At 70.0% G+C, this 20,759-nt stretch carries 15 protein-coding genes and 4 pseudogenes; 8 read left to right on the top strand and 11 right to left on the bottom strand.

Features of this window, described 5'->3' with window-relative positions:
- Nucleotides 1–123: 123 nt before the first annotated feature.
- The 4 genes and pseudogenes from ACTWPW_RS56845 to ACTWPW_RS56830 form a co-directional block, all read right to left on the bottom strand.
- Nucleotides 124–1,127, bottom strand: a pseudogene (locus tag ACTWPW_RS56845) (IS3 family transposase); the annotation flags it as partial.
- 69 nt (nt 1,128–1,196) lie between these two features.
- Nucleotides 1,197–1,831: pseudogene (locus ACTWPW_RS56840) on the bottom strand (IS5 family transposase); the annotation flags it as partial.
- A 366-nt stretch (nt 1,832–2,197) separates the two neighbouring features.
- A complete protein-coding gene (locus ACTWPW_RS56835; protein WP_443173939.1) occupies nt 2,198–3,340 on the bottom strand; it encodes a hypothetical protein in 1,143 nt (380 codons plus the stop codon).
- A 2-nt stretch (nt 3,341–3,342) separates the two neighbouring features.
- Nucleotides 3,343–3,816, bottom strand: coding sequence for a SigE family RNA polymerase sigma factor (locus ACTWPW_RS56830; RefSeq protein WP_443173938.1), 474 nt, complete (start codon nt 3,814–3,816; stop codon nt 3,343–3,345).
- Nucleotides 3,817–4,137: 321 nt separating this feature from the next.
- Between ACTWPW_RS56830 and ACTWPW_RS56825 the strand changes: the two genes are divergently transcribed.
- Both ACTWPW_RS56825 and ACTWPW_RS56820 read left to right on the top strand, forming a co-directional pair.
- The gene (locus tag ACTWPW_RS56825; RefSeq protein ID WP_443173937.1) at nt 4,138–4,596 is read left to right on the top strand and encodes a hypothetical protein; all 459 of its coding nucleotides are present in this window, start codon (nt 4,138–4,140) and stop codon (nt 4,594–4,596) included.
- A 372-nt stretch (nt 4,597–4,968) separates the two neighbouring features.
- On the top strand, nt 4,969–5,640 hold the full coding sequence (locus ACTWPW_RS56820; RefSeq protein ID WP_443173936.1) for a nucleotidyl transferase AbiEii/AbiGii toxin family protein: 672 nt from the start codon (nt 4,969–4,971) through the stop codon (nt 5,638–5,640).
- Between the two features lie 273 nt (nt 5,641–5,913).
- On the opposite strand, the gene ACTWPW_RS56815 is transcribed toward ACTWPW_RS56820, so the two are convergent.
- Nucleotides 5,914–6,837, bottom strand: coding sequence for a hypothetical protein (locus tag ACTWPW_RS56815; RefSeq protein ID WP_443173935.1), 924 nt, complete (start codon nt 6,835–6,837; stop codon nt 5,914–5,916).
- A gap of 1,821 nt (nt 6,838–8,658) precedes the next feature.
- Nucleotides 8,659–9,280 (bottom strand): annotated as a pseudogene (locus ACTWPW_RS56810) (helix-turn-helix domain-containing protein); the annotation flags it as partial.
- A 92-nt stretch (nt 9,281–9,372) separates the two neighbouring features.
- Between ACTWPW_RS56810 and ACTWPW_RS56805 the strand changes: the two are divergent.
- A pseudogene (locus ACTWPW_RS56805) lies at nt 9,373–9,498 on the top strand (S8 family serine peptidase); the annotation flags it as partial.
- Between the two features lie 43 nt (nt 9,499–9,541).
- Here the strand turns inward: ACTWPW_RS56805 and ACTWPW_RS56800 are convergent.
- Nucleotides 9,542–10,285, bottom strand: a complete 744-nt coding sequence (locus ACTWPW_RS56800; protein WP_443173934.1) for an IclR family transcriptional regulator — start codon at nt 10,283–10,285, stop codon at nt 9,542–9,544.
- Between the two features lie 75 nt (nt 10,286–10,360).
- Between ACTWPW_RS56800 and ACTWPW_RS56795 the strand changes: the two genes are divergently transcribed.
- The 3 genes from ACTWPW_RS56795 to ACTWPW_RS56785 all read left to right on the top strand — a co-directional run bounded on the left by ACTWPW_RS56795 (nt 10,361) and on the right by ACTWPW_RS56785 (nt 13,260).
- Nucleotides 10,361–11,479: a cupin domain-containing protein gene (locus tag ACTWPW_RS56795; RefSeq protein WP_443173933.1), complete on the top strand. Its 1,119-nt coding sequence runs from the start codon at nt 10,361–10,363 to the stop codon at nt 11,477–11,479.
- Between the two features lie 96 nt (nt 11,480–11,575).
- On the top strand, nt 11,576–12,091 hold the full coding sequence (locus ACTWPW_RS56790; RefSeq protein WP_443173932.1) for a fumarylacetoacetate hydrolase family protein: 516 nt from the start codon (nt 11,576–11,578) through the stop codon (nt 12,089–12,091).
- Nucleotides 12,091–13,260, top strand: coding sequence for an FAD-dependent oxidoreductase (locus ACTWPW_RS56785; protein ID WP_443173931.1), 1,170 nt, complete (start codon nt 12,091–12,093; stop codon nt 13,258–13,260). Before ACTWPW_RS56790 ends, ACTWPW_RS56785 begins: the two co-directional genes overlap by 1 nt.
- On the opposite strand, the gene ACTWPW_RS56780 is transcribed toward ACTWPW_RS56785, so the two are convergent.
- The 3 genes from ACTWPW_RS56780 to ACTWPW_RS56770 all read right to left on the bottom strand — a co-directional run bounded on the left by ACTWPW_RS56780 (nt 13,236) and on the right by ACTWPW_RS56770 (nt 17,287).
- Entirely contained in the window at nt 13,236–14,330 is a 1,095-nt protein-coding gene (locus ACTWPW_RS56780; RefSeq protein ID WP_443173930.1) for a Glu/Leu/Phe/Val dehydrogenase dimerization domain-containing protein, read from the bottom strand. The genes ACTWPW_RS56785 and ACTWPW_RS56780 overlap by 25 nt on opposite strands.
- A gap of 39 nt (nt 14,331–14,369) precedes the next feature.
- Nucleotides 14,370–15,581: a cytochrome P450 gene (locus tag ACTWPW_RS56775; protein ID WP_375113841.1), complete on the bottom strand. Its 1,212-nt coding sequence runs from the start codon at nt 15,579–15,581 to the stop codon at nt 14,370–14,372.
- A 110-nt stretch (nt 15,582–15,691) separates the two neighbouring features.
- Nucleotides 15,692–17,287, bottom strand: coding sequence for an FAD-dependent oxidoreductase (locus ACTWPW_RS56770; protein WP_443173929.1), 1,596 nt, complete (start codon nt 17,285–17,287; stop codon nt 15,692–15,694).
- Between the two features lie 416 nt (nt 17,288–17,703).
- On the opposite strand from ACTWPW_RS56770, the gene ACTWPW_RS56765 reads away from it, so the two are divergent.
- Nucleotides 17,704–18,984, top strand: coding sequence for a PP2C family protein-serine/threonine phosphatase (locus tag ACTWPW_RS56765; RefSeq protein WP_375113843.1), 1,281 nt, complete (start codon nt 17,704–17,706; stop codon nt 18,982–18,984).
- Between the two features lie 76 nt (nt 18,985–19,060).
- On the opposite strand, the gene ACTWPW_RS56760 is transcribed toward ACTWPW_RS56765, so the two are convergent.
- Nucleotides 19,061–19,267, bottom strand: a complete 207-nt coding sequence (locus ACTWPW_RS56760; RefSeq protein ID WP_139637865.1) for a cold-shock protein — start codon at nt 19,265–19,267, stop codon at nt 19,061–19,063.
- 932 nt (nt 19,268–20,199) lie between these two features.
- Here ACTWPW_RS56760 and ACTWPW_RS56755 point away from each other — a divergent pair.
- A partial coding sequence (locus tag ACTWPW_RS56755; RefSeq protein ID WP_443173928.1) for an SRPBCC domain-containing protein occupies nt 20,200–20,759 on the top strand: 560 nt, incomplete at its 3' end.

Genomic DNA, 20,759 nt, shown 5'->3' with positions numbered 1-20,759 from the left:
CCAGCCGGAGTCCTTGTTCGATCACGAGAACAGATGTATCCGCGATGACCCCATCCGACCAGGAGGTACCAGATCACGGCGTGTCGCTGACCTGGGGAAACAATCGCATTAGCCGGTTAAGAGGGAGGACCCGACGGCTCCCATGGACTGACGCACGCCGAGCTCGGCGCACACGGCGGCGAACTCGGCGGAGGTGTCCTGAGACCCGTGATCGGCATGGAAGACCGCGCCGTGCAGGCTGCCCCGCGTCGCAGCCGCGGCCCGCAGCGCGTCGCTCACCAGCTCGGTGCGCATGTGATCGGCGATAGACCAGCCCGCCAGCCGCCGCGACCCCAGGTCCAGCACCGTCGCCAGATACAGGAACCGCCCCTCACCGACGGGCAGGTACGTGATGTCCCCGACATAGCGCTGGTTCGCAGCTGGCGCGGTGAAGTCCCGCCCGATGAGGTCGGGCACCTTCTGCTGCGAGGGTTCGGGCACCGTGGTGCGCACCTTCTTGCGCAGGTGCAGCCCGACGATGCCGAAGCAGCGCATCACCCGCGCCACCCGCTTGTGGTTGACCCCGCGACCTTGTGCCCGCAGCTCGGCGGTGACGCGCGGACTGCCGTAGGTGCCGTCGAACGCCTCGTGGATCTGCCTGATGTCCGCGGCGAGTGCGGCGTCGGCCGCGGCACGCGCCGCCCGGGCCGGCGCGGCCTTGCGCCACCGGTAGAACCCCGAGCGGGACACCTTCAGCACCCGGCACAGCCGCTTGACGCCGAAGGCGCCCGCGTGGTCGTCGACGAACTGGAAGCGGCTCACCAGTTGGTCTCTCCGGCGAAATATTTCGCGGCCCGGCGCAGGATGTCGCGTTCCAGGTCCAGTTCCCGGATCCGGGCTTTGAGCTGCTTGTTCTCCTCTTCCAGCACGTCGTCGGACGATAGCGGGCTCCGCGCCGGCTTCCTGACCGGGCCCCGCTCCTTCGCACCGGCAGTGCCGTCCGCCTGGGCTTGACGCACCCAGTTACGCAGTGTCTCCCTGCTGATTCCCAGGTCCTCGGCCACCGAGGCCAGCGTCCGTCCTGGATCGGACAGGTACAACGCGACGGCGTCCGCCTTGAACTCCGGCGGGTACGACTTCATCGCCACGTGGAACTCCTTGTCTCCGGATCTCCATCATCCGGTACTCAAGATGTCCACGCTTCGGGGCTAGGGCCCGTCGGGCCGGGTGCGCGGCCGGCCCGGGCCCCGACGTGGCACGCGGATCTTTCCCAGGACAGGGCGCAGTTGTGGGCTGTCGCCGTACTGGCCGGGCGTCAGGACCAGGGCCGGCGGGCGGCATCGGCCGTCGGCGGCCAGGTGCAGCTTGGTGGAAAAGCCGCCGCGCGAACGCCCTGGACACTCGCCGCTTGGACCACCTCCGCCAGCCGGGCGCGCAGGGCGGTCAGCACCGGATCGCCCCGCTTTGTCCCCGCCGGTTCCCCTTTTTGTCCGGCCACGACAGGCGGGGCGGTGCGGGGTGCGCCGGCTGCGTGCTGGTGGGCGCGCATGGTGGTGGAGTCCACCGCCACGTTCCAGTCCAGTCGGCCCGCCGCATCCTCCAGGGCCTGCAGCTCGGTCAGTAACCGTTCCCAGGTCCCATCTGCTGACCAGCGGCGATGCCGTTTGTAGGCAGTGATCCAGCAGCCGTAGCGCTCGGGCAGATCCCGCCAGGGCACCCCGGTCCTGGTCCGATAGAGCACAGCGTTGATCACCGTTCGATGGTCGCTCCAGCGGCCACCACGCGTGCCGCCCGCGGGCAGCAGCGGCTTGAGACGTTCCCACTCGGAGTTGGTCAGATCACCACGACCCATACGCCAAGCGTGACATCCTCGCCACCCACCGTCATGAGATCTAAGAAACAGCTCCTAAACCTGGGACCTCGACGCCATCGATGTCAACGTGGGATGTCCTGCTTGTGTCATGATCGCGAGGGCCTGGCGCTGCTCTTGGACCGGGGCCTTGACGTCTTACCCGGACCGGATGTCTCCGCGTAGAGCAGGCGCAACGCCAAAGTGCTCAGCCTCACTCTGCCGGGGTCTTCTCGCACCACCACATCCTCACCCTGAATGACGCCTTCATCCTCACATTGAGTGTCCGCGCACACAGCGCGTCGGCCACCTGATGCGCGAGCGGGGCTTCAGCGATGTCGCCGGGCTCGTGGACCGCCCACCCCCGGTTTAGGGGATCTTGGTGAGGTCGACGAGAGCGATCTCATCACCGGTTTGGTAGGCCAACAGCATGCGGTTCTGGTCCAGGGATGGGTCGAGAAAATAGTGCGACATGTTCAGGTCGGCGGACGTGCCAGTGGTGAGGTCGCGGAGGACGGCGTCGTTCTCGACATGGAAACGGTCGTCTATCTGTGGCGACAGCTTCGTGACGCCTGGCAGGACGGTTTCATGCGAGCCGCTTCGCAGGCGGTAGAAGGCGCTCCCGTCCCCCTTGAACCCGGTGCAGCGGGTCACCCCACAGCGGACGTTACGCTCACCGGGGTGGATCACGGCGGTGCTCCGCTGGCCGCTGCGCATGTCGAGGATCTCCTCGAACGGCACTTCATCCGGCGAAAAGAAGATCTTCCGTGAACCCACCCATGGCCAGCGCAGCAGGTGCATCCCCTCCGCGCCTGCCACCGGCTGAACGGCACCACCGGCGAGCGGGACGGTGTAAACGCCACCTCGACCGATGGAGAACGCCACCTGGCCGTCGATGACGGTTATGGCGTCGACCATGTCGTCTACACTCACGTGTGTCCCCCCGTCCTCCGTCGTGAGATCCATCGGCATGGATCCCACCTGCCGCGGAGGGCCGCCGGAGATCGGAGCCGCGACAATCTCGATCGACTGACGGGAGAGATACCACCACAAGACCTGACCATCGCCCACCGCGTAGCCGTGCCCCCCGCGAGACCCGTCCAATGTCTTCTCCGTCACCCTGCGTACGGTGCCGGTGTCCAGGTCGTAGGCATCGATGACGTTGATCTGCTTGTCGTTCAGCCAGTTCTCGATCAGCACCGTATGATCATCGGCGAGTCCGACGATGTTGCCGGTCATCCGCGCGCGTGGCATCTTCTTGATCGCCTGCGGCCACACTTCCTCGACGGCAGCGGTCACCCGAGCGGATGGCACGGCCGGGTCCCTGCCCTTGAGCGTCACAACCAGCCCACCGGCCAGCACGACGGCAACGGCTGTCACGACCGCCGCCCAAGCGCGGTGCCGCCTGCTGCGGTACCGGTATTCTACGTGCGCCGCGGAGATCCCAGGGGGAAGCGGCGCCCGATCAGCTGCGTTGGCGAGCGTGCCGCGCAGCCTGTCTTCCAGGTTCATCGTCACAGGATCCTCTCGTGAGCAGCTACGGCGGAGCGCAACTTGTCCAGGGCACGCGAGGCCTGACTGCGCACCGTGCTCCTGGAGACGCCGAGCACGGCGGCGATCTCCTCGTTGGTCAGTTGTTCGTAGTAGCGCAGGACGATGACCGCGCGCTGCTTCGTGGGCAGGAGGGCCAGCGCACGCCACAGCGTGTCCTCGACGGGCAGCACGTCGTGGTGCTCGACGTCGGGGACCTCCCACGCGAGCCGTTCTCGCCGCCGCAGCCGCCACGCGGCGACGTGCAGCCTGGCCATCGTCGTCCTGACGTAGCTCTCCGGGTTGCTCTTGCGCCGCACCCGCGGCCAGGCCGCGCGTAACCGCAGCAGCGCCTCCTGGGTGAGGTCGGCGGCGTCATGCGGATTGCCTGTGAGCACGTAGCCGTATCGCAGGAGCGCGTCACCGCGTTCCGCCACGAAGTCCGCGAACGGTTCCAAGTGCGTGCCTTTCCTTGTGTTGTCACCTCCCAGAAGGACCTGCGCGGCAAAGTGTTGCATCACATGCGAAAGCCGCGCCTACAACTGGTCGAGGCCTCCAGAGTGTGCCTGGCCGGCTTGCCGTTGACGCTCAGCGAGAGGCGACTGCCCGGCGGCGCCGCGGTGGCGGCCGCTTCCTCGCGCCCACCAGGGTGGCCCGCCAGCAAGGCCACCAGCGATGACGGCGCCTCCGCCCGTGATGGTCGTCACGATGTGCACGTCACCTGTGAGCGTGCAGACCACTTCGCACATCCGTGTACTCGACGTCGGAAACTGACAGCATTGGCCTGGCAGGTCGCCGTCGATGAGATGTGGGGCCGGATCCGGCTCAGGCAGTACAGGCGGTGTTCGATGAGCGGGGCGGGTGCGAACGGCGCAAATTTCACACACATCGTGCTTGAACGTGGTGCCGTCCCCTCTCAGCCCATGCTGACCCTCGCTGGTCGCGGCACACTCGGCGCGCAGCAGGCTCTGGTCGAGAGCACCGTGGCGCGGTTACGCGAAGCCGAGTTCGAGGTGGTCGGAGTGAAGATTGAGGCGGCATCGTGGAACGAGGATGTGCCACTCACCCATAGGGAGGCTGAAGCTCTGGTCGGCGCCTACTTCGAGCACCGTGTCACGGTAATCGTCGGTGACGATCTGGCATCCTTGACGCAGGTAGCCGTGGCGCACGCCGCCCATGTGTCGCGCAACGCCCGCCGCTTGCTGGCGAACGGCTCTCACGGACGCTTCGTCACCTAGCGCTGCCACGGGGTTGGGCTGCCGGAGGCTAGCAGCCGGTTGGAGGTGCTGCTGGCTGGCCTGCGCGGGGCGGCTTCACCGTACTGGAGGCGGAGCAGGAGTTCGTCGTGCACGACGACAACCTCGTCATCGACCATGGCTGGATCGGGGAGCGATGACGCCATCTCACCGCGTTTACCCCGCGACCTGCCTGCCGGTCACTCATGGACCGGGCATCAGACAACCAGCGATCTTCGATCCCGCGCTGAAGCACTTCGCCTACGCCTGCCGGGCGGGCGAGCCGCACTTCGAGAGCGAGGAGGCCGCCTACCGCTGGCGGTGGGCGCGGCGGTGTGCGATCGATCATCTGGTCCGACTGGTCGCTGACTCGCCGTGGCACGAGAAACTGGTCTGCGCGGAAGCCTGCTGCTGGAGTCCTGGGTGGGAGAGGAAGCCCGCCATCCCGGCGACCTGGACTGGATCGTACTCCCGCCCCTCTCCACTCTCAGGAGTCCGCAGACAGCGCAGCTCTTCAAGGACCTCGCCGCCGCCGTCGCATCCGCCCCCGACGCTTCGGACGGGGTGCGAATGGACGTCTGCGATATTGCGGTGGATGACATCTGGACTTACGAGCGTGCCCCCGGACGACGGCTCGTTGTCACCTGGCGCGCCGGCCGCCTGCCGCCTGGCACGGTGCAGCTCGACTTCGTCTTCAACGAGCGGCTACCAGACCCGTCGGAGCCCGCGCTAACCCCACGAGCCGACGGCGGCGAGCGCACGCGCGTTCTGGGCGCCACCCCTGAGCTGTCGCTGGCCTGGAAACTGCTCTGGCTGGACGACGACGACTCCTATCCGCAGGGCAAGGACCGCTACGACGCGGTGCTACAGTACTTGCCGAGCGTTTCCCGCTCCCGGGCGACTTGCGGCGCCGTGTCCCGAGGGAGTCTTTTGGCTGGGAACGCGCAATGTACTTCAACGCCGACGCGATCCGGTCATTGCCCGTCCGCTGGGAGCAGTTTCAGGCCGAATATCCGCACATCGAGGGTTCGGTCGACGTATGGCTAGATCGCCTCGCTCGGGCCGTGTTCGGTGAATGATACGGGCCTAGCCTCCTCAGAAGCCTCTCCACGAACCAACGCCCGCACCACTCGCCGGGGCTGCCCGATGTGCAGGTCTTCAGGTTGGTGTTGAAGCCGCGGGCAGCGTAAGGAGCATCCTTATCTGGGGTTGTCAAGCGACACCGGGACCCGGTCACCGACGGACCCGGCGGAATCGTGCCCGACGAGAAGGCCAGGACTCCGCGGGCCCGTGCGAGTGCAGCGCTTCAGGTCCGATCGATCAGATGGCGCACCAGGGGTAATAGGGGGAAGGCGTGGGCGGCCAGACGCATTCCTCATACGTATAGCCGAACCCGACATTAAGTAGTGGAGCTTGGCCTATCGGGCTGCCGATGCCGATGAGCAACCCCGTTTCCCGGATATCTTCGCCATAGTATGACTTACCTTCCCAGTCGACTCGGAGGTCCGCAGCTTCCGTCCCCTTGGTCGGCTGCAGCTTGTCGCAGGTGTTCACGCTGTACGACGCCGAGACGGGCCCGACTCCGATGGAGAGGCCGACGCTTCCGCAGGAGTTCAGCGGCCTGGTGGATTTCGGGTCCCAGTCATTCCACACCAGTGCCGGAGAATTGGGGGCGCGCTTCGTGGCCACGTAACAGCCGGAGACCTGCCAGAAGGTCGGCCCACCCTCGAGCGCTCCGCATGACGCGTACATGCGGGCGGCGTAGTTCCAGCGGGTCGCCCCTTCGTAATGCATACTGCCCCATTGGAAGCAGGTGTCCATCCAGCCGACGCCCTCCGGATCCCCCTGCCGGGCATAGCAGGTGGGCTGCCACCAGCTTGTGTCCTGCATAAGGGCCACGCCGTCCTTGGCACCTGGTGCGGGGGCCGGCGGGGATACGGTCGTGCTCAGGGCTACTGCGGTATCGGCGGATCTGGCCGCTGGCTCTGCTTGGACGGGCGCAGACCCCTTAGGTTTGACGGTGCATCCGGTTCCATCGGACTGCACCTCGTAGTCGGTGGGGTTGATGTCGAGACTCCACCTCTTGTTTACGCGCTCGACGAAATCTTGAACGATTTTGTCTTTGTCGTCGCTGCTTGCGCAGGCAGGCGGCGGAGTTACGTCGATGGTAGCAGCCCCGGCACTCGTCGGCAACGCGACGAGTGCAACCGAGGCCGCCATTAACATGGAAAGTATCTTTCTCATGGAAACCCTTCCTGGTGCTGGTGTGTCTGGCTGGGAGGCGCCAGCCTCCACTTATTGCCATGGAGATGGCACCGATCTCAGGCGTGGCTATGCTTGAGCCCGTTGCTACGAGGTTCGAGACAATTCACGTGATCGACCCGCTGGGAGGGGTGACGTCAGGTTGTGGGGCTGTTCTGCGGCTCACCGTGTTCACGGTGATGAGCTGTCAGTCGTCAGCACAGCACCTAACTGCTTCACATCGACGTCAATTCAGCGTCACGTCCTGAGACATGCGTGTGCCGTCCAGCGGACGGCGAGCGATGGCGGAGGTGACGACCGGGTCTGGCATCCCGTGCCTGCGGGCGGCCGTCACCTCCTGTCCGCGCGACCGGGGCAGCCGTACGACATCGTGAGCGTCGCTGCCGTAGCGGCCGCCAAGCGCGTCATCACGGCCGCCACGCGGGGCCTGGCGCCTGCCCCGCCCGGGACGGCGCCGCACCCGGCCGGCCCTCGGCCGCGGTCTGCCCCCTCTGTGCGCTCATCTACGGTCAGGGCTTCGGTCAACTCCTGGACAATGGCTCCTACCAGTGCCTCCGAGGGCGCATTTTCACCATCTCCTGAATCCCGACCAGCCCGTCATCCGCCTGGCGGCCGGCGCCTCAGCGGTCTCATCACCCTTTCCGGGATTCCTCTGGCCAATCCCAGTGGGCGGGCCAACGTGCACACAACCCCCGCAGGACGGGACTTATCTGGAGCTGTCAAGCGGCCTGCACGGTTGACGGATGTTAAGCCATGTCAGGAAAGTAGGCTGGCTGACCGCGGTTGGTTAAGGAGCGGGAATGGAGTATATAGACCGCTCATCTGCCGGGTCGCCGGTCCTGCAAGCCAGGCATTGACGGAAGAGTACGGTGGTTTTGCCCTCGCTATCGCTGGAGCCCATGCACATGACGCGCCATTTTCCGGTTCGCGCTAGTTCGGCGGCTGCGTCCTGGCATTTTGTGCATGGCTTTGGAGGGTAATGGGCTGAGTCTAGTGTCCATCCTGTTGGCCATTCTCCCTTCAGGCAGGGAACCCGCGCGGCTTGGGTGGCTGCTGGCCCCTGAGCCAGGACCGGGCTCGCGCCAATAGCGCCTCCCGTGATGAGTATGAGCGCCATACTCATCACACCGCAGATCTTCCCCATTCGCGACGTGCCTATGTCCACTATTCCGTCCTCCTTGTTAGACTCTAAGTATGTGTTTTGTCGAACCTCGGGAGTCGTATCTTTCGACCCATTTTCGCTGGCGTGATAGCGCCAGCCCCTGGCAGCCCGCCCGATCAAGGCGCGACGGTCAAGTTATCTGCGCAAATAGGGGATGCGTATCGGGTGCATCCAAACCGAATCGCCGCTGCACACGGATATTGTGACCAGACGTCGGGCACCTGTTCCGGCAAGGGTGGGATCGTCGCCGAGATTGCCGAGAGTTATTGCCCTCCAGTGACGCCACCCGAGCAACGCCGTTAGGGCTTGGAAAGCCGATTGCCGCTGTCTTCAAGGAATGCATCCTCTCCCCTGTATGCGGATCCCGTTGGGCTTTCTCACTAGAGGGTGCACCCCGCGGCCGGATTCTGTCCTTACGGGTGAGCGCATACCTCTTTAGTCTGTGCGCACTGTCGCGCGCTGCCGGCGGATCTCGCGCGGCGAGAGGTCGTAGACGCCGCGGAACGCCTGGCTGAAATGGGCGGGACTGGTGAACCTCCACCGCGCCGCGATCGCGTGGATCGGGCGGCAAACCAGGTAGGGGCCAGCGAAGGCCGCGTCGGCATTCCTCAAGGCGGCGTTCGCCGATCCAGCCGGCGACAGTCCGGCTCGCCTTGCGGTGCCCAGCCGGAGCCTGCGGTGGGGCGGATGCCGAGCGGCCCGAACTCATCGAAGGCGAAGGTGCGCTCGGGCCGCTGGGTCAGGGCGTACTCGATCTGGTCCAGCTTGGTCTCGAAGTCGGGGTCCGGGGACTCTTTCCAGGTCTTGGTGCGCTGGAAGGTGATCCCCCGGCGGGCCAGCAGCGTGCGTAACGCCTCCCGACCGATGGTGATGGCGCGGCCGGGCAGGCGAGGCAGGTAGCAGAGCAGTTTGCGGATGGACCAGCGGGTGAAGGGCTGGCCGAGCTTGGCAGGTCGGGTGGTGGCCGTCGCCGCGACGAAGTCTTCGTCGTCAGGACTCAGCAGGCGCGGTGCGGCCTGCCGCCCACTGAGGGTCCAGGCAGGCCAGCCCGATCTCGTTGAAGCGATGAATCACATCGCGCACGGTGTCCTCATCGGCCTGCACCAGGCGCGCGATGACCGGGACGGTGTTGCCGCCGGCCGAGGCCAGCAGGATCATCGCCCGCCGATAGCGCACCGTGCTCATCGTGCCGCGCCGCACGATGTGCTGCAGCTTCTGCTCTTCTTGGTCCGTGAGCCTGCGGACCTTGACCGGTTGCGTCACCAGGCCTCCCGAGTGCCGATCGAACGTGATCAACACCATCCAACTGGCAGAAGCGTCCTACGCGCCAACCCGGTGATCGTTTCGAGCAAGGCGCGAAGGTGGTCAATCTGAGCCTGGGCGGCACCGACACCCCCGAGATCGATCCGCTGGAGTCGGCGGTGGCAACCCTCACCCAGCGCTACGGCATGCTGTTCGTGGTAGCCGCGGGCAACAGCGGCAACGAGCGCTCTGTTCATGCGGCTCACCCTGGGGCAGCCGGCCTCAGGGCCGCCGCGCCAGGGCCAGCTGGATCCGGGTCACCGCGGCCGAGATCGCGCTCACCCATCCGGGCAGCTGGTCCCGGTCGAACCGCGCGGTGGGCAGGGCGAGGGACACCGCGGCCAGGGGCGCGCCGTCCGTGCCCTTGACCGCCATGCCGATGGCCGTCAGGCCCGTCTCGGTGAGCTGGTCGTTGACGGCGAAGCCGCGCCTGCGCACCAGCGCCAGCTCCCGGCGCAGCCGGGGGAGGTCGACCGTGGCGTCCCCGTCGTACACGGCCGTCACGTCCGTGGCGGGGAGGGCGGCCAGGATCGCCTTGCCTCCCGACGCCTGGTGCGCGGGCAGCGAGCGGCCCACCCGGTCACCGACGCGCAGGATCTGCCGCGACTCGACCGTCGCGATGAACCGCACCTCGGTCCCGGCCGGCACCACGAGGTTGGCCGACTCCCCCGTGCGCTCCACCAGGGTCCGCAGCTCGGGCAGGCCGAGCTCGCGCAGCAGCGCCACCGGCGCCCCGGTGGGCTCGGCCGGGCGCAGCACCTTGCCCGGGCGGTAGCGCCGGTCGGGGCCCTGCTCGGCGAAGTCGCGGTAGACCAGCATCGCCAGCAGCCGATGGGCGGTGGAGACGGCCACCCCGAGCCGCTCCGCCGCGTCGGTCACCCGCATCGGGCCCTCCTGCTGCAGCAGCGCGGCGAGCTGCAGCGCATGGTCCACGGAGGACAGCGCGTACGGCGGTTTGTTCCTCATAGCAGAAAGAGCTTATCCGGAGGGCAGAAAGCAGGACATCCTGAAACCCTCCGACCCCACGAAAGGCCCTGGCCCATGACCTTTCCCGTTGGCTCTCCGGTGGCCGTCGTCGCGTCCGACGCCGCGGACCAGCCCGAGCGCACGCCGGAGCTGGAGGCGCTGTACCGCGGCTTCGAGCGGGAGATGCTGATCCCGCTGTGGACGGAGATCGGCGACCTCATGCCGCTGTCCCCGAGGTCCAAGGCGGTGCCCCACCTGTGGCGGTGGACCGCGCTGCTGCCGATGGCGGAGCGGGCGGGCGAGCTGGTCCCGGTGGGGCGCGGCGGCGAGCGGCGGGCGATCGCGCTGGCCAACCCGGGCCTGGGCGGCCGGCCGTTCGCGACGCCCACGCTGTGGGCCGCGATCCAGTACCTCAACCCGGGCGAGGACGCCCCGGTGCACCGCCACACGCAGAACGCCTTCCGCTTCGTCGTCGAGGGCGAGGGCGTGTGGACCGTCGTGGACGGCGACCCCGTCGCCATGCGCCGCGGCGACTTCCTGCCGCAGGCCGGCTGGCACTGGCACGGCCACCACAACATCACCGACCGGCCCATGGCCTGGATCGACGGCCTGGACATCCCGTTCCAGTACTTCGGGGACTCGACGTTCTTCGAGTTCGGGCCGGACGCGGTGGAGACCCGGGAGGCGCCGGAGCGCTCGCGCTCGGAGCGGCTCTGGGGCCACCCCGGGCTGCGGCCCCTCACCCACCTGCGGCCCACGCCGGCGACGCCGCTGCTGGCCTACCGCTGGGAGCACACCGACCGGGCACTGGCCGAGCAGCTCACGCTGGAGGCCGAGGGCTACCGCGCGACGACGGAGCCGGGCCACGCCGCCGTCCGCTACGTCAACCCCACCACCGGCGGGGACGTCATGCCGACCCTGCGCACCGAGTTCCACCGGCTCGCGCCGGACACCGCCACCGCCGCCGTCCGCGAGGTCGGCTCGTCGGTCTTCCAGGTGTTCGACGGCACCGGCGAGGTCACCGTCGCCGGGCACACGTGGCAGGTCGAGCGCGGCGACCTGTTCGTGGTGCCGTCCTGGCAGCCGCTGACGCTGGCCACCGACCGGGGGCTGGACCTGTTCCGGTTCAGCGACACCCCCATCTTCGAGAAGCTGAACCAGTACCGCGCCGACGACCAGGAGAACCACCGGTGAGACTCGCGACCATCCGCACCGGCGACGGCACCCGCGCGGCCAGGCTCGACGCCGGCGGCTACGTCGACCTCGGCTTCCCCGACGTGGGCGCTGGAGATGGGACGCGACCTGCCCGAACACCCGACGCTGTTCGCCAAGTATGCCGAGGCCCTCATCGGTCCCCATGACGACATCCAGCTCGCCCCCGAGTCGTCGGCCGTGGACTGGGAGGCCGAGCTGGCCGTCGTGATCGGCGCGACGGTACGGCGGGCCTCGGAGGACGAGGCGGCCGCGGCCGTCGCCGGGTTCACCGTCATGAACGACGTCACCGTGCGCGACTGGCAGTTCCGTACCAAGGAGTGGCTGCAGGGCAAGACGTTCGAGGGCACCACGCCGCTCGGCCCGGTGCTCGTCACCCCCGACGAGCTGCCCGGCGGGGTACGACCGGCCCTGCCCATCTCCTGCCGGGTGGACGGCGCGGTGATGCAGCGGGCCGACACCTCCGACCTGGTGTTCTCGCCGGTCGACCTGGTCCGCTGCCGCGGGCCTGGCGGCCTGGCTGACCGGCCGCGCCGCCCGGCCGCACGTGCTGGGGCCCTGGTTGTGAACCCGAACGGACAAGGACGGCACTGATGAACGCCCCCTACGCGCCCGTCGACGTCGTGGTCGCCGGCGGCGGCATCGGCGGCCTCGCCACCGCCCACGCCCTGGCCCGGGCCGGGCACGCCGTACGCGTCCTGGAGCGCTCTCCGGAGTTCGCCGAGGTCGGCGCCGGGCTGCAGATGGCGCCCAACGCCACCCGCATCCTCAAGGAATGGGGCCTGCTGCCGGAGGTCCTCGACGCCGGCGTCACCCCGCGCCGGCTGCTGTTCAAGGACGCCCTCGACGGGACCGACCTGACCCACCTCGACCTCGACGACGCCTTCGAGACCCGCTTCGGCGCGCCGTACGTGGTCATCCACCGCGGCGACCTGCTCGACATCCTCGCCCGCGCCTGCGTGCGGGCCGGCGTCGAGCTGGTGCCCGACTGCGCGGTGCTCGACGCCGTCCCCGGTGCGGACGGTGCCGTGGTGCACAGCTCCCTGGGCGAGCACGCGGCGGGGCTCGTGGTCGTGGCGGACGGGCTGCGCTCCCGGCTGCGGGCCAGGTTCAGCGACGACGAGCCGATCTGCTCGGGCTACGTCGCCTACCGCGGCGCCTTCCCCGTCGCCGAGCTCGACCGCGACCTGGACGCGGAGACCGCCCAGAACGTGGTCGTGCACCTCGGCCCCGGCTGCCACCTGGTGCGCTATCCGCTGCGCCGGGGCGAGATCCTCAACACCGTCGCCGTCTTCAGGTCGCCGTCCTACGAGCCGGGAGCCGAGGACTGGGGCGGGCCGGAGGAGCTCGACGCGGCCTTCGCGGGCTGCGACCCGGCCGTCCGCGGGAGCCTGAAGTCCCTGTGGCGGGACCGGCGCTGGCCGATGTACGACCGGCGGCCGATCTCCCGCTGGACCGACGGCCGCCTGGTGCTGACCGGCGACGCCGCCCATCCCATGCTGCAGTACCTCGCCCAGGGGGCGTGCCAGGCGATCGAGGACGCGTACTGCCTGGCCGCCGAGCTGGGGGCGCAGCCGGACCTGGCCGGCGCGCTCAAGAGCTACGAGGCCGAGCGCACCGTCCGCACCGCGCGGGTGCAGGACACCGCGCGGATCTGGGGAGACATGTGGCACGTCGACGGCGTCGGCCGGCTGCTGCGCAACGAGCTGTTCCGCGTGCGCGACCCCCGTGACTACACCTACGTCGACTGGCTGTACGCCTGACCCCGGCCGTCCACGGCCTGCTCCGGGGCGAGCGGCGGCCCGCCGGGCAGCCCGCCGGGCTCGCACCAGGCGGCCAGGGACTCCTCCGCCAGCGCGCGGGAGCCGGCGAACGCGCCGCCGGGGTGTTCCAGGGCCGTGGCCGTGAGCAGGCCGACCTTCTCCGCCACGAGGTCCCGCAGGGAGTCGGCGTCCGTCAGCCGCCCGGCCAGCTCGGCGAGGTAGCCGATCGTCGCCCCGGCGCCGCAGACGAAGTCCGCCAGCGGCTCGGCTCCCCGCTCGCGCAGCGTGCGCAGCCCGTCGGGGGTGTAGGGGACGTTGGCCGCCGGAGCGACCACGCGGGCGCGCACCCGGGCGGCTCGTGCGGCGTTCAGCGTCCCGGTCCTCGCTCCGGGCACCAGGACGTCCGCGGCCACCTCGTACAGCTGCCCGGCGGGCAGGACGGGCAGGCCGAGCCGGGTGACGCAGGCGTCCCCGTGCTCGGCGCGCAGCTCCAGCAGCGCGGCCACGTCGAGGCCCGACTCGTCGGCCACGCAGCCGTACACGGTGGACAGGGCGACGATCCGCGCCCCCCGCCGCGCGGCCTCCCGCACCACGGCGCCGCCCACCTTGCCGAACCCCTCGACGGCGAACGTGCGCCCGGCGAGTCCGCCGAGGGCCGTGTCGGCGGCGGCGACCACGCCGAGACCGGTCACCGTCGTGTCGAGCAGGGCGCCGTCGGCCTCCTGGTGCATGACGGAGTCCGCGCGGTAGCCGGGCAGCGTGGCGAAGTCCTCCGTGCGGGTGCCCAGGTCGGAGGAGGTGAGGAACGCGTTGCTCGCCACGAGAGGGGCGATCTCCCGGCAGTATCGGGCCACCGTCTCGGCGCGCTCCTCGGGCTTGGCCCGCAGCACCGCCTTGGCCCCGCCGATCCGCTCGCCGAGCACGGCGAACTTGTACGTCATCGCCCGCGCCAGCAGCTCGGCCTCGTGACGGGTGACGTCGGGGGCCAGGCGGGTGCCTCCCGCGCTCAACGGGCAGTCCAGGTCGAAGGCGATGTACCCATCGACCGAGGTCAACTCCACGATCTTCATTTGTGCTCCTCGTGCGCGTCGACGAACGCGTTCACCCTCTCACGCGGGATCGACGCCGTCGTAGTCCACGAGCAGGTGCCGCGGCCCGCGCAGGACGGGGCTCGGCCGGTACGGGGGCGGGTCGGCGACGAGCCGGGGATCGCGCAGCCGGCGGACCAGCTCGGCCAGCACGATCTGGGCCTCCAGCCGGGCCAGCGGCGCCCCGAAGCAGTAGTGGACGCCGCCGCCGAAGCCCAGGTGCTCGTTGCGAGGGCGGCAGGGGTCGAAGCGGTCGGGGTCGCTCACGTGGGCCGGGTCACGGCTGCCCGCGGCCAGCGCCAGGACGATGGGCGATCCGGCCGGGATGGTGGTGCCGGCGATGGTGATGTCGTCGAGGGCGATCCGCGAGGAGACGATCTGCACGGGCGGCTCGTAGCGCAGCAGCTCCTCGACCGTGGGGACGACCAGGCCCGGCTCGTCGCGGACGCGCCGCAGCAGGTCCGGGTGGCGCAGCAGGGTGAGCATGCCGTTGGCGATGAGGTTGATCGTGGTCTCGTGGCCGGCGATCAGCAGCAGCACGGAGGTGGAGACGACCTCCTGCGGCGTCATGGCGCCGTCGGGCCCCCGGTACGTGACGAGCCCGGACAGCAGGTCCTGCCCCGGCCGCTCCCGGCGGACCTCGGCGAGCCCGGCGAGGTAGTCCTCCAGCTGCTTGGACACGGCCTGGCGCTCCCGCTCCCGCTCGGCCCGGTCCTCCTCGCCCGGCCCGAGCGTCTCGATGATCTGGTCGGCCCACGCGTGGAACTGGGGCTCGTCCTCCTGCGGCACGCCCAGCACCCGGCAGATCACCGCGACCGGCAGCGGGTAGGCGACCTCGTCGACGAGGTCGGCCCGGCGCTTGCCCGCGATGCCGTCGATCAGGTCGGTGGTGATCCGCAGCATCGCCGGCCGCAGCCCGTCGACCAGGCCGGGCGAATGCGGCGGACCGAAGTGGCGCATGGTCAGCCGGCGCAGCCGGTCGTGCTCGGGCGGGTCGAGCCCGATGAACGCCGGGGAGCGATCCGGCGGCTCGGCCGCGGAGGCGAGGTTGCGGCGGTCGGAGCTGACGCGCGGGTCGTGCAGCAGCTCGACGATCTCGCGGTAGGTGCTGACGACGTACGTGCCGTCCTCCTGCCGCGCCACCGGCGTCGCGCGGAGCTGCCCGAACAGCGGGTAGGGATCGGCGCGGCCGGCTGGATCGAGGATCCGCTCGAAGACGCTCTGCGATGTCATGGCCCGCATCACTCCTGCCTGGGCTCTGTGCTGTCTGGGACGCTGTGCTCTGGACGCCGTGCTGTCTGAACGCTGTGCTGTCCGGGCTCTCTGCTGTCCGGCGATCGGGGTCAGCTGTGCGGGGTGTGCAGCAGGGAGGCTCGGCGTTCGGCCGGGTCGTGCCCGGTCACCACGACGGTCGCCCCCGCCGTGGCGACCAGCCGTTCGGGCACCCGCGCCGGCACCGGCCCCGCCGTCCCGCGCTGGTCGACGTGGCGGAACTCGGGCGGGAACGGCGCGGCCCGCTCGATCAGCCGCTGGTAGAACTCCAGCCACATCCCCTGGTCGAAGGTGACCGCCGCCGTGACGCGCCCCTGGTACCCGTAGACGGCGACGAAGCGCCGCTCGTCCGTCGAGCCCTGCGTGATGGTGATCTCGTCGGCGAAGGTGGGCACCCCGACCGACTTGATGTTGACGCCGAACTGGCTGGACCAGAACACCGGCACCGACAGGTGCGGCCAGCGGTGGGCCTGGTCGCTGACCATGTTGTGGGCGGCGATCTCGGCCTGGGCGACCGCGTTGCCCCAGTGCTCCAGCGTCATGAACTGGTACTGGTAGAGCGGGTGCGGGAAACGCGCGATGTCGCCGGCGACGAAGATGTCGTCGGTGACCAGGCCGTTGGTGTCCACGGCGCGGCACCCCGCGTCGCAGGCCACGCCCCACACGCCGGCGGCCAGGCCCGAGTCCCGCAGCCACTCGACGTTGCGGATGGAGCCGAGCGCGACGACCGCCACCTCGGCCTCCACCGTGCTGCCGTCCGACAGGCGGGCCCCGCGCAGCCGCCCGTCCGCGTCGCCGTCCAGGGCCGTGACGGTCGTGTCGCACCGCAGGTCCACGCCGTGCTCGCGCTGGAGTCGCGCCGCCACGTCGCCGATCACGCCGCCCAGGGCGTTGACGAGCGGCGCGGGGCCGCGTTCGACGACCGTCACCGGCAGGTCCAGCTCGCGGCAGACGGAGGCGATCTCGCAGCCGGTGAACCCGGCGCCGAGGATGAGCACCCGGCGCGGGCGGGCGGCCAGCGCCTGGCGCAATTGGGCCGCGTCCTCCAGGGTGCGCAGCGTGTGCACGCCCTCCAGCGCGGCCTCGGCCTCGTTCGGCCAGGGCCGGGCGCGGGTGCCGGTGGCCAGCAGGACCCGGTCGAAGGCGATCTCGCGGCCGTCGGCCAGCCGGACCCGCTTGCCCGCCACGTCCAGACCCGTCGCCTTGGTCCCCCACAGCCACTCGGCCTCGACCTCGCGCAGGCGGGGCAGCATGGTGTGGTCGAACGGCACCTGCCCGGTGAGCACCTGCTTCGACAGCGGCGGCCGGTCGTACGGCTCGTGGCGCTCGCCGCCGATCACCGTCAGCGGCCCGGTGAAGCCCTCCCGCCTGAGCACGCCGGCGGCCCGGGCCCCGGCCAGCGAGCCCCCGACGATGACGATGCGGCCGTCGCCGCTCCGCCCGGCCGGCGGGCGCTCCTGCGGCGGGACGGGCAGCGTTTCCGACCGGTCGAGGTGGATGGCCTGGACCGGGCAGGCGGCGGTCGCGCGCAGCACGTGCTCGCGATGCTCGTCGCCGGGGTCCAGGTCGTACAGGAGCGACTCGTCCCGGATGGTGAAGACGTCCGGCGCGAGGAAGGCGCACTGCCCGTATCCCTGGCAGCGCGTCAGGTCGACGACGACTTTCACAAGGCCACTCCCCCGTCGAGCGAGCACGCGCGCCCGCTCGTCCGTGGCGGGCTTCCGGCCCGTGTGGGCCTACCCCGGCGGCGCCGCCCCGTAGCCCGGCAGCGGTGATCATTCCCTGGTCTTTGCAGGCCGGAGGGCTGCGGCTGCCCTTCCGCCCCGACGCCTCGACCGGCGCCCCGCTCGGCGTGGCGCCGCCCCCGGCGCCTCGACCGGCGCCCGTTCGGCGTGGCCACGGGCCGGCCGACCGAACCCCGCCCGTGGCGCGAGCGAGCGGCGGACGGCCACGACCCGGCCCATGGCGGGCAAGCACGCCAAGGCGCAGGAGGTCGCTCGGGGATCCGATCCGTGTCGCGCCACCGGATCCCGCTCGCGGGTCGCGTCTCCCCGCCCGGTGGCCATGGAATGATCGTGGTGGGATGGAGGCGGTGATGGGGCTGGAGATCCATGATTACCTGAGCGTGCTCTCGGAGGCCTCCCTGGCCATGACCAGCAGCCTCGACGGCGACACCGCGCTGCGGCGGCTGTCGAGGATCCTCGTGCCCCGTCTGGCCGACTGGTGCGCGGTCGACCTGGTCGAGGGCGAGACGGTGCGGCGGGTCAGCGTGGCGATGAGCGGCCCGGAGACGCGCTTCGCCCATCTGCACAGCAAGACCGGGCCGCTGCCCCTGGAGTTGGAGGACCTCCTCCTGCCGATCCTGCGCACGTCCGGCGCACTGCTGCTCACGGCTCCCGGGACCACCCCCGCCGACGTCGAGCTCGGGGAGGCGCGCACGCGGCTGCGGCGCGTGCTGGCCGCCGACTCCGCGATCGTGGCCCCGCTGCGCGTACGCGGCAACGCGCTCGGCGCGCTGACCCTGGCCCGTTTCGAACCGGGCTCGCCCCTGACCGACGCGGATGTCCCGATCGTGGAGGATCTGGCCCATCGCGCCGCCCTCGCCGTCGACAACACCCGCCTGTACGGCCTGCAGCACGAGATGGCCACCCGGCTCCAGCACTCCCTGCTGCCCAGGCTCCCCGACATCAGCCCGCTCCGCCTGGCGGCGGGCTACCTGCCCGCCCGGGAGTCGTCGCAGGTGGGCGGCGACTGGTACGACGCGTTCCGGCTCTCCGACGGCACCCCCGCCCTGGTGATCGGCGACGTGGAGGGCCACGACATCACCGCCGCCACGCAGATGAGCGAGGTCCGCAACATGCTGCGGGCGCTGGCCTTCGACGGCCGCGAGAAGCCGAGCCAGGTGGTGTCCCACCTCGACAGGGTGCTCGGCGGAGTGGGCGGCAACCTGCTCACCACCATGGTGCTGGCCCATCTGGAGGGCCCTGCGACGGGCCCGTGGCAGTTGCGCTGGGCGAACGCCGGTCATCCCGCGCCCCTGCTGATCACCCGCGACGGCGGCACCCGGTTCCTGGAGGAGGGGCGCTCGGCGCTGCTCGGCCTCGACCCGACCTTCTCCCGTGCCGACGCGGTCGAGGCGCTGCCGCCGCGCTCGACGGTCCTGTTCTACACCGACGGGCTGATCGAGCGCCGCACCGAGCCGCTGGACCGGGGCATGACCAGGTTGCGCAGGCAGGCGGGCACGCTGGCCGGCGCGGACGTGCAGACGATCTGCGACGAGCTGATCACCCTGGCCGACAAGGCGAACGAGGACGACATCGCGCTGCTGGCCGTGCAGCTCCCGGACGAACGGCCGACCGCATGACGGAACGGGCCTGGTCTACACGCGAAGAAGCCGGGCCCGTAGGTACGAGCCCGGCTCCCTCATGGCATGCGCCAGGTCAGGCGGCCACGATGTTCTCCGCCTGCGGGCCCTTCTGGCCCTGGACGACGTCGAAGGACACCTTCTGTCCCTCGGTGAGCTCGCGGTAGCCGCCGTTGGCGACGATGTTGGAGTAGTGAGCGAAGACGTCGGCGCCGCCGCCGTCCTGCGCGATGAAGCCGAAGCCCTTTTCCGAGTTGAACCACTTCACGGTTCCGGTTGCCATGTCAATCTCCTTGAGATAGTGCAGGAAAACGAAATTCGCACTGCGCGGATTCCGTGTCGCCGCGATGAGCCCATCCGGAAATGACCGGCAAACAAAACGCGCCCGAAACCCAAGCACTGCTCAGGCGCACAAAAAGTCTTTATGGGTAACACAACTGCAACGCCCAACAGGCTAGCACACGCCCGCCGTGCACGGCGTAGGAGACGGATCAGTTTTGTCGTTGCGTGGTATGAGATTTTTGCGGTGATTTACGCGCTTTTTCCCTGGCGGGCACACCCGCCCCAGCCGACCGCCCGGCCCCATCGCCGCCGCCGACGAACCCTTCCGCCGGAGGGCGGGGCCGCACCGGCCCACCCGCCACTCGGCGCCGGCCGTCGGCGCCGACTTGGAGGCGGGCTCGCGGCGCGGCGGGAACGGCCAAGACGGCGCCATGACATTCGATGAATCGCACTATTCCCGCATTTATCCAGTTCCGGGGAGATCCAGGCGCCGGGACCGCTGAAGGTCGCGCGACAGGACCGGACCCGGCCCGTCGGCCCGCCCGTACAGCGGCACTGCTGGGCCTGCCGTGCCGGCCGATCGACTCCCCCTCTCGCCCGCCGACCAGATCCCCGCGCAGGCGCCGCCCGCTCCCCGGACACCGGAGGCTTCTTATTCACCATTGACTTATATAAGTCGAGAGTGAGATTGTCGGTGCCGTACGAGGTGCCGTGGTGCAGCAGTGCGACAGCGGCACCCGTACGCCGTCGACTCACGCCACCACGGGAGGCCGACATCTGGCTGGAGCGCCTCCACAGGTTCTGGAGCCAGCGCCTGGACGCGCTGGCCACCGAACTCTCGCGCGGCAAGCGTGAGCGCCGCCGGCAGCCTGAGGACAGTGCCGGGACGCCGCCTCCAGGCAGCCCACCGTCTACGGAGAGCGAGGAAGAACCGTGATCGACATCGTCAACCAGATCAACGCCACCCACCGAGAGGTCGGCGACCATCCGCTCACCACCGGCGAGGGGCGTTCGCTGCTGCTGCGCCGCACGTACGACGCCACGATCGACGACGTCTGGAACGCCTGCACCGACCCCGCGAGGATCGGCCGGTGGCTGGCCCCGATCGACGGCGACCTGCGGCTCGGCGGCACGTACCAGCTCAAGGGCAACGCCGGCGGCACGATCCTGCGCTGCGAGGAGCCCACCCTGATCAAGGTGACCTGGGCCCTTGGAGAGGGCATGCTCACCGAGGTCGAGGTGCGCCTCGCGCCGGGCGACGGCGGCGGCACCGTCCTGGAGCTGGTGCACTCCTCGCCCGCCGAGATCGTCGACGAGCTGGTGCGCACGTACGGGCCCGGCGGCACGATCGGGATCGGCGGCGGCTGGGACCTCACGCTGCTCGGTCTCGACCTCCACCTCCGCGGCGTCACGTTCGACCCCGCGACCTGGGAGGACACCTCGGAGGCCAAGGAGTTCGCCACGCGGAGCTGCCATGCCTGGGGCGCCGCGAT

The organism is Nonomuraea sp. KM90, from assembly GCF_052246675.1.
In the GTDB taxonomy this organism is placed as follows: domain Bacteria; phylum Actinomycetota; class Actinomycetes; order Streptosporangiales; family Streptosporangiaceae; genus Nonomuraea.
Note: the sequence above shows the minus strand (reverse complement) of the source record. Positions and strands in the feature narration are given on the sequence as shown.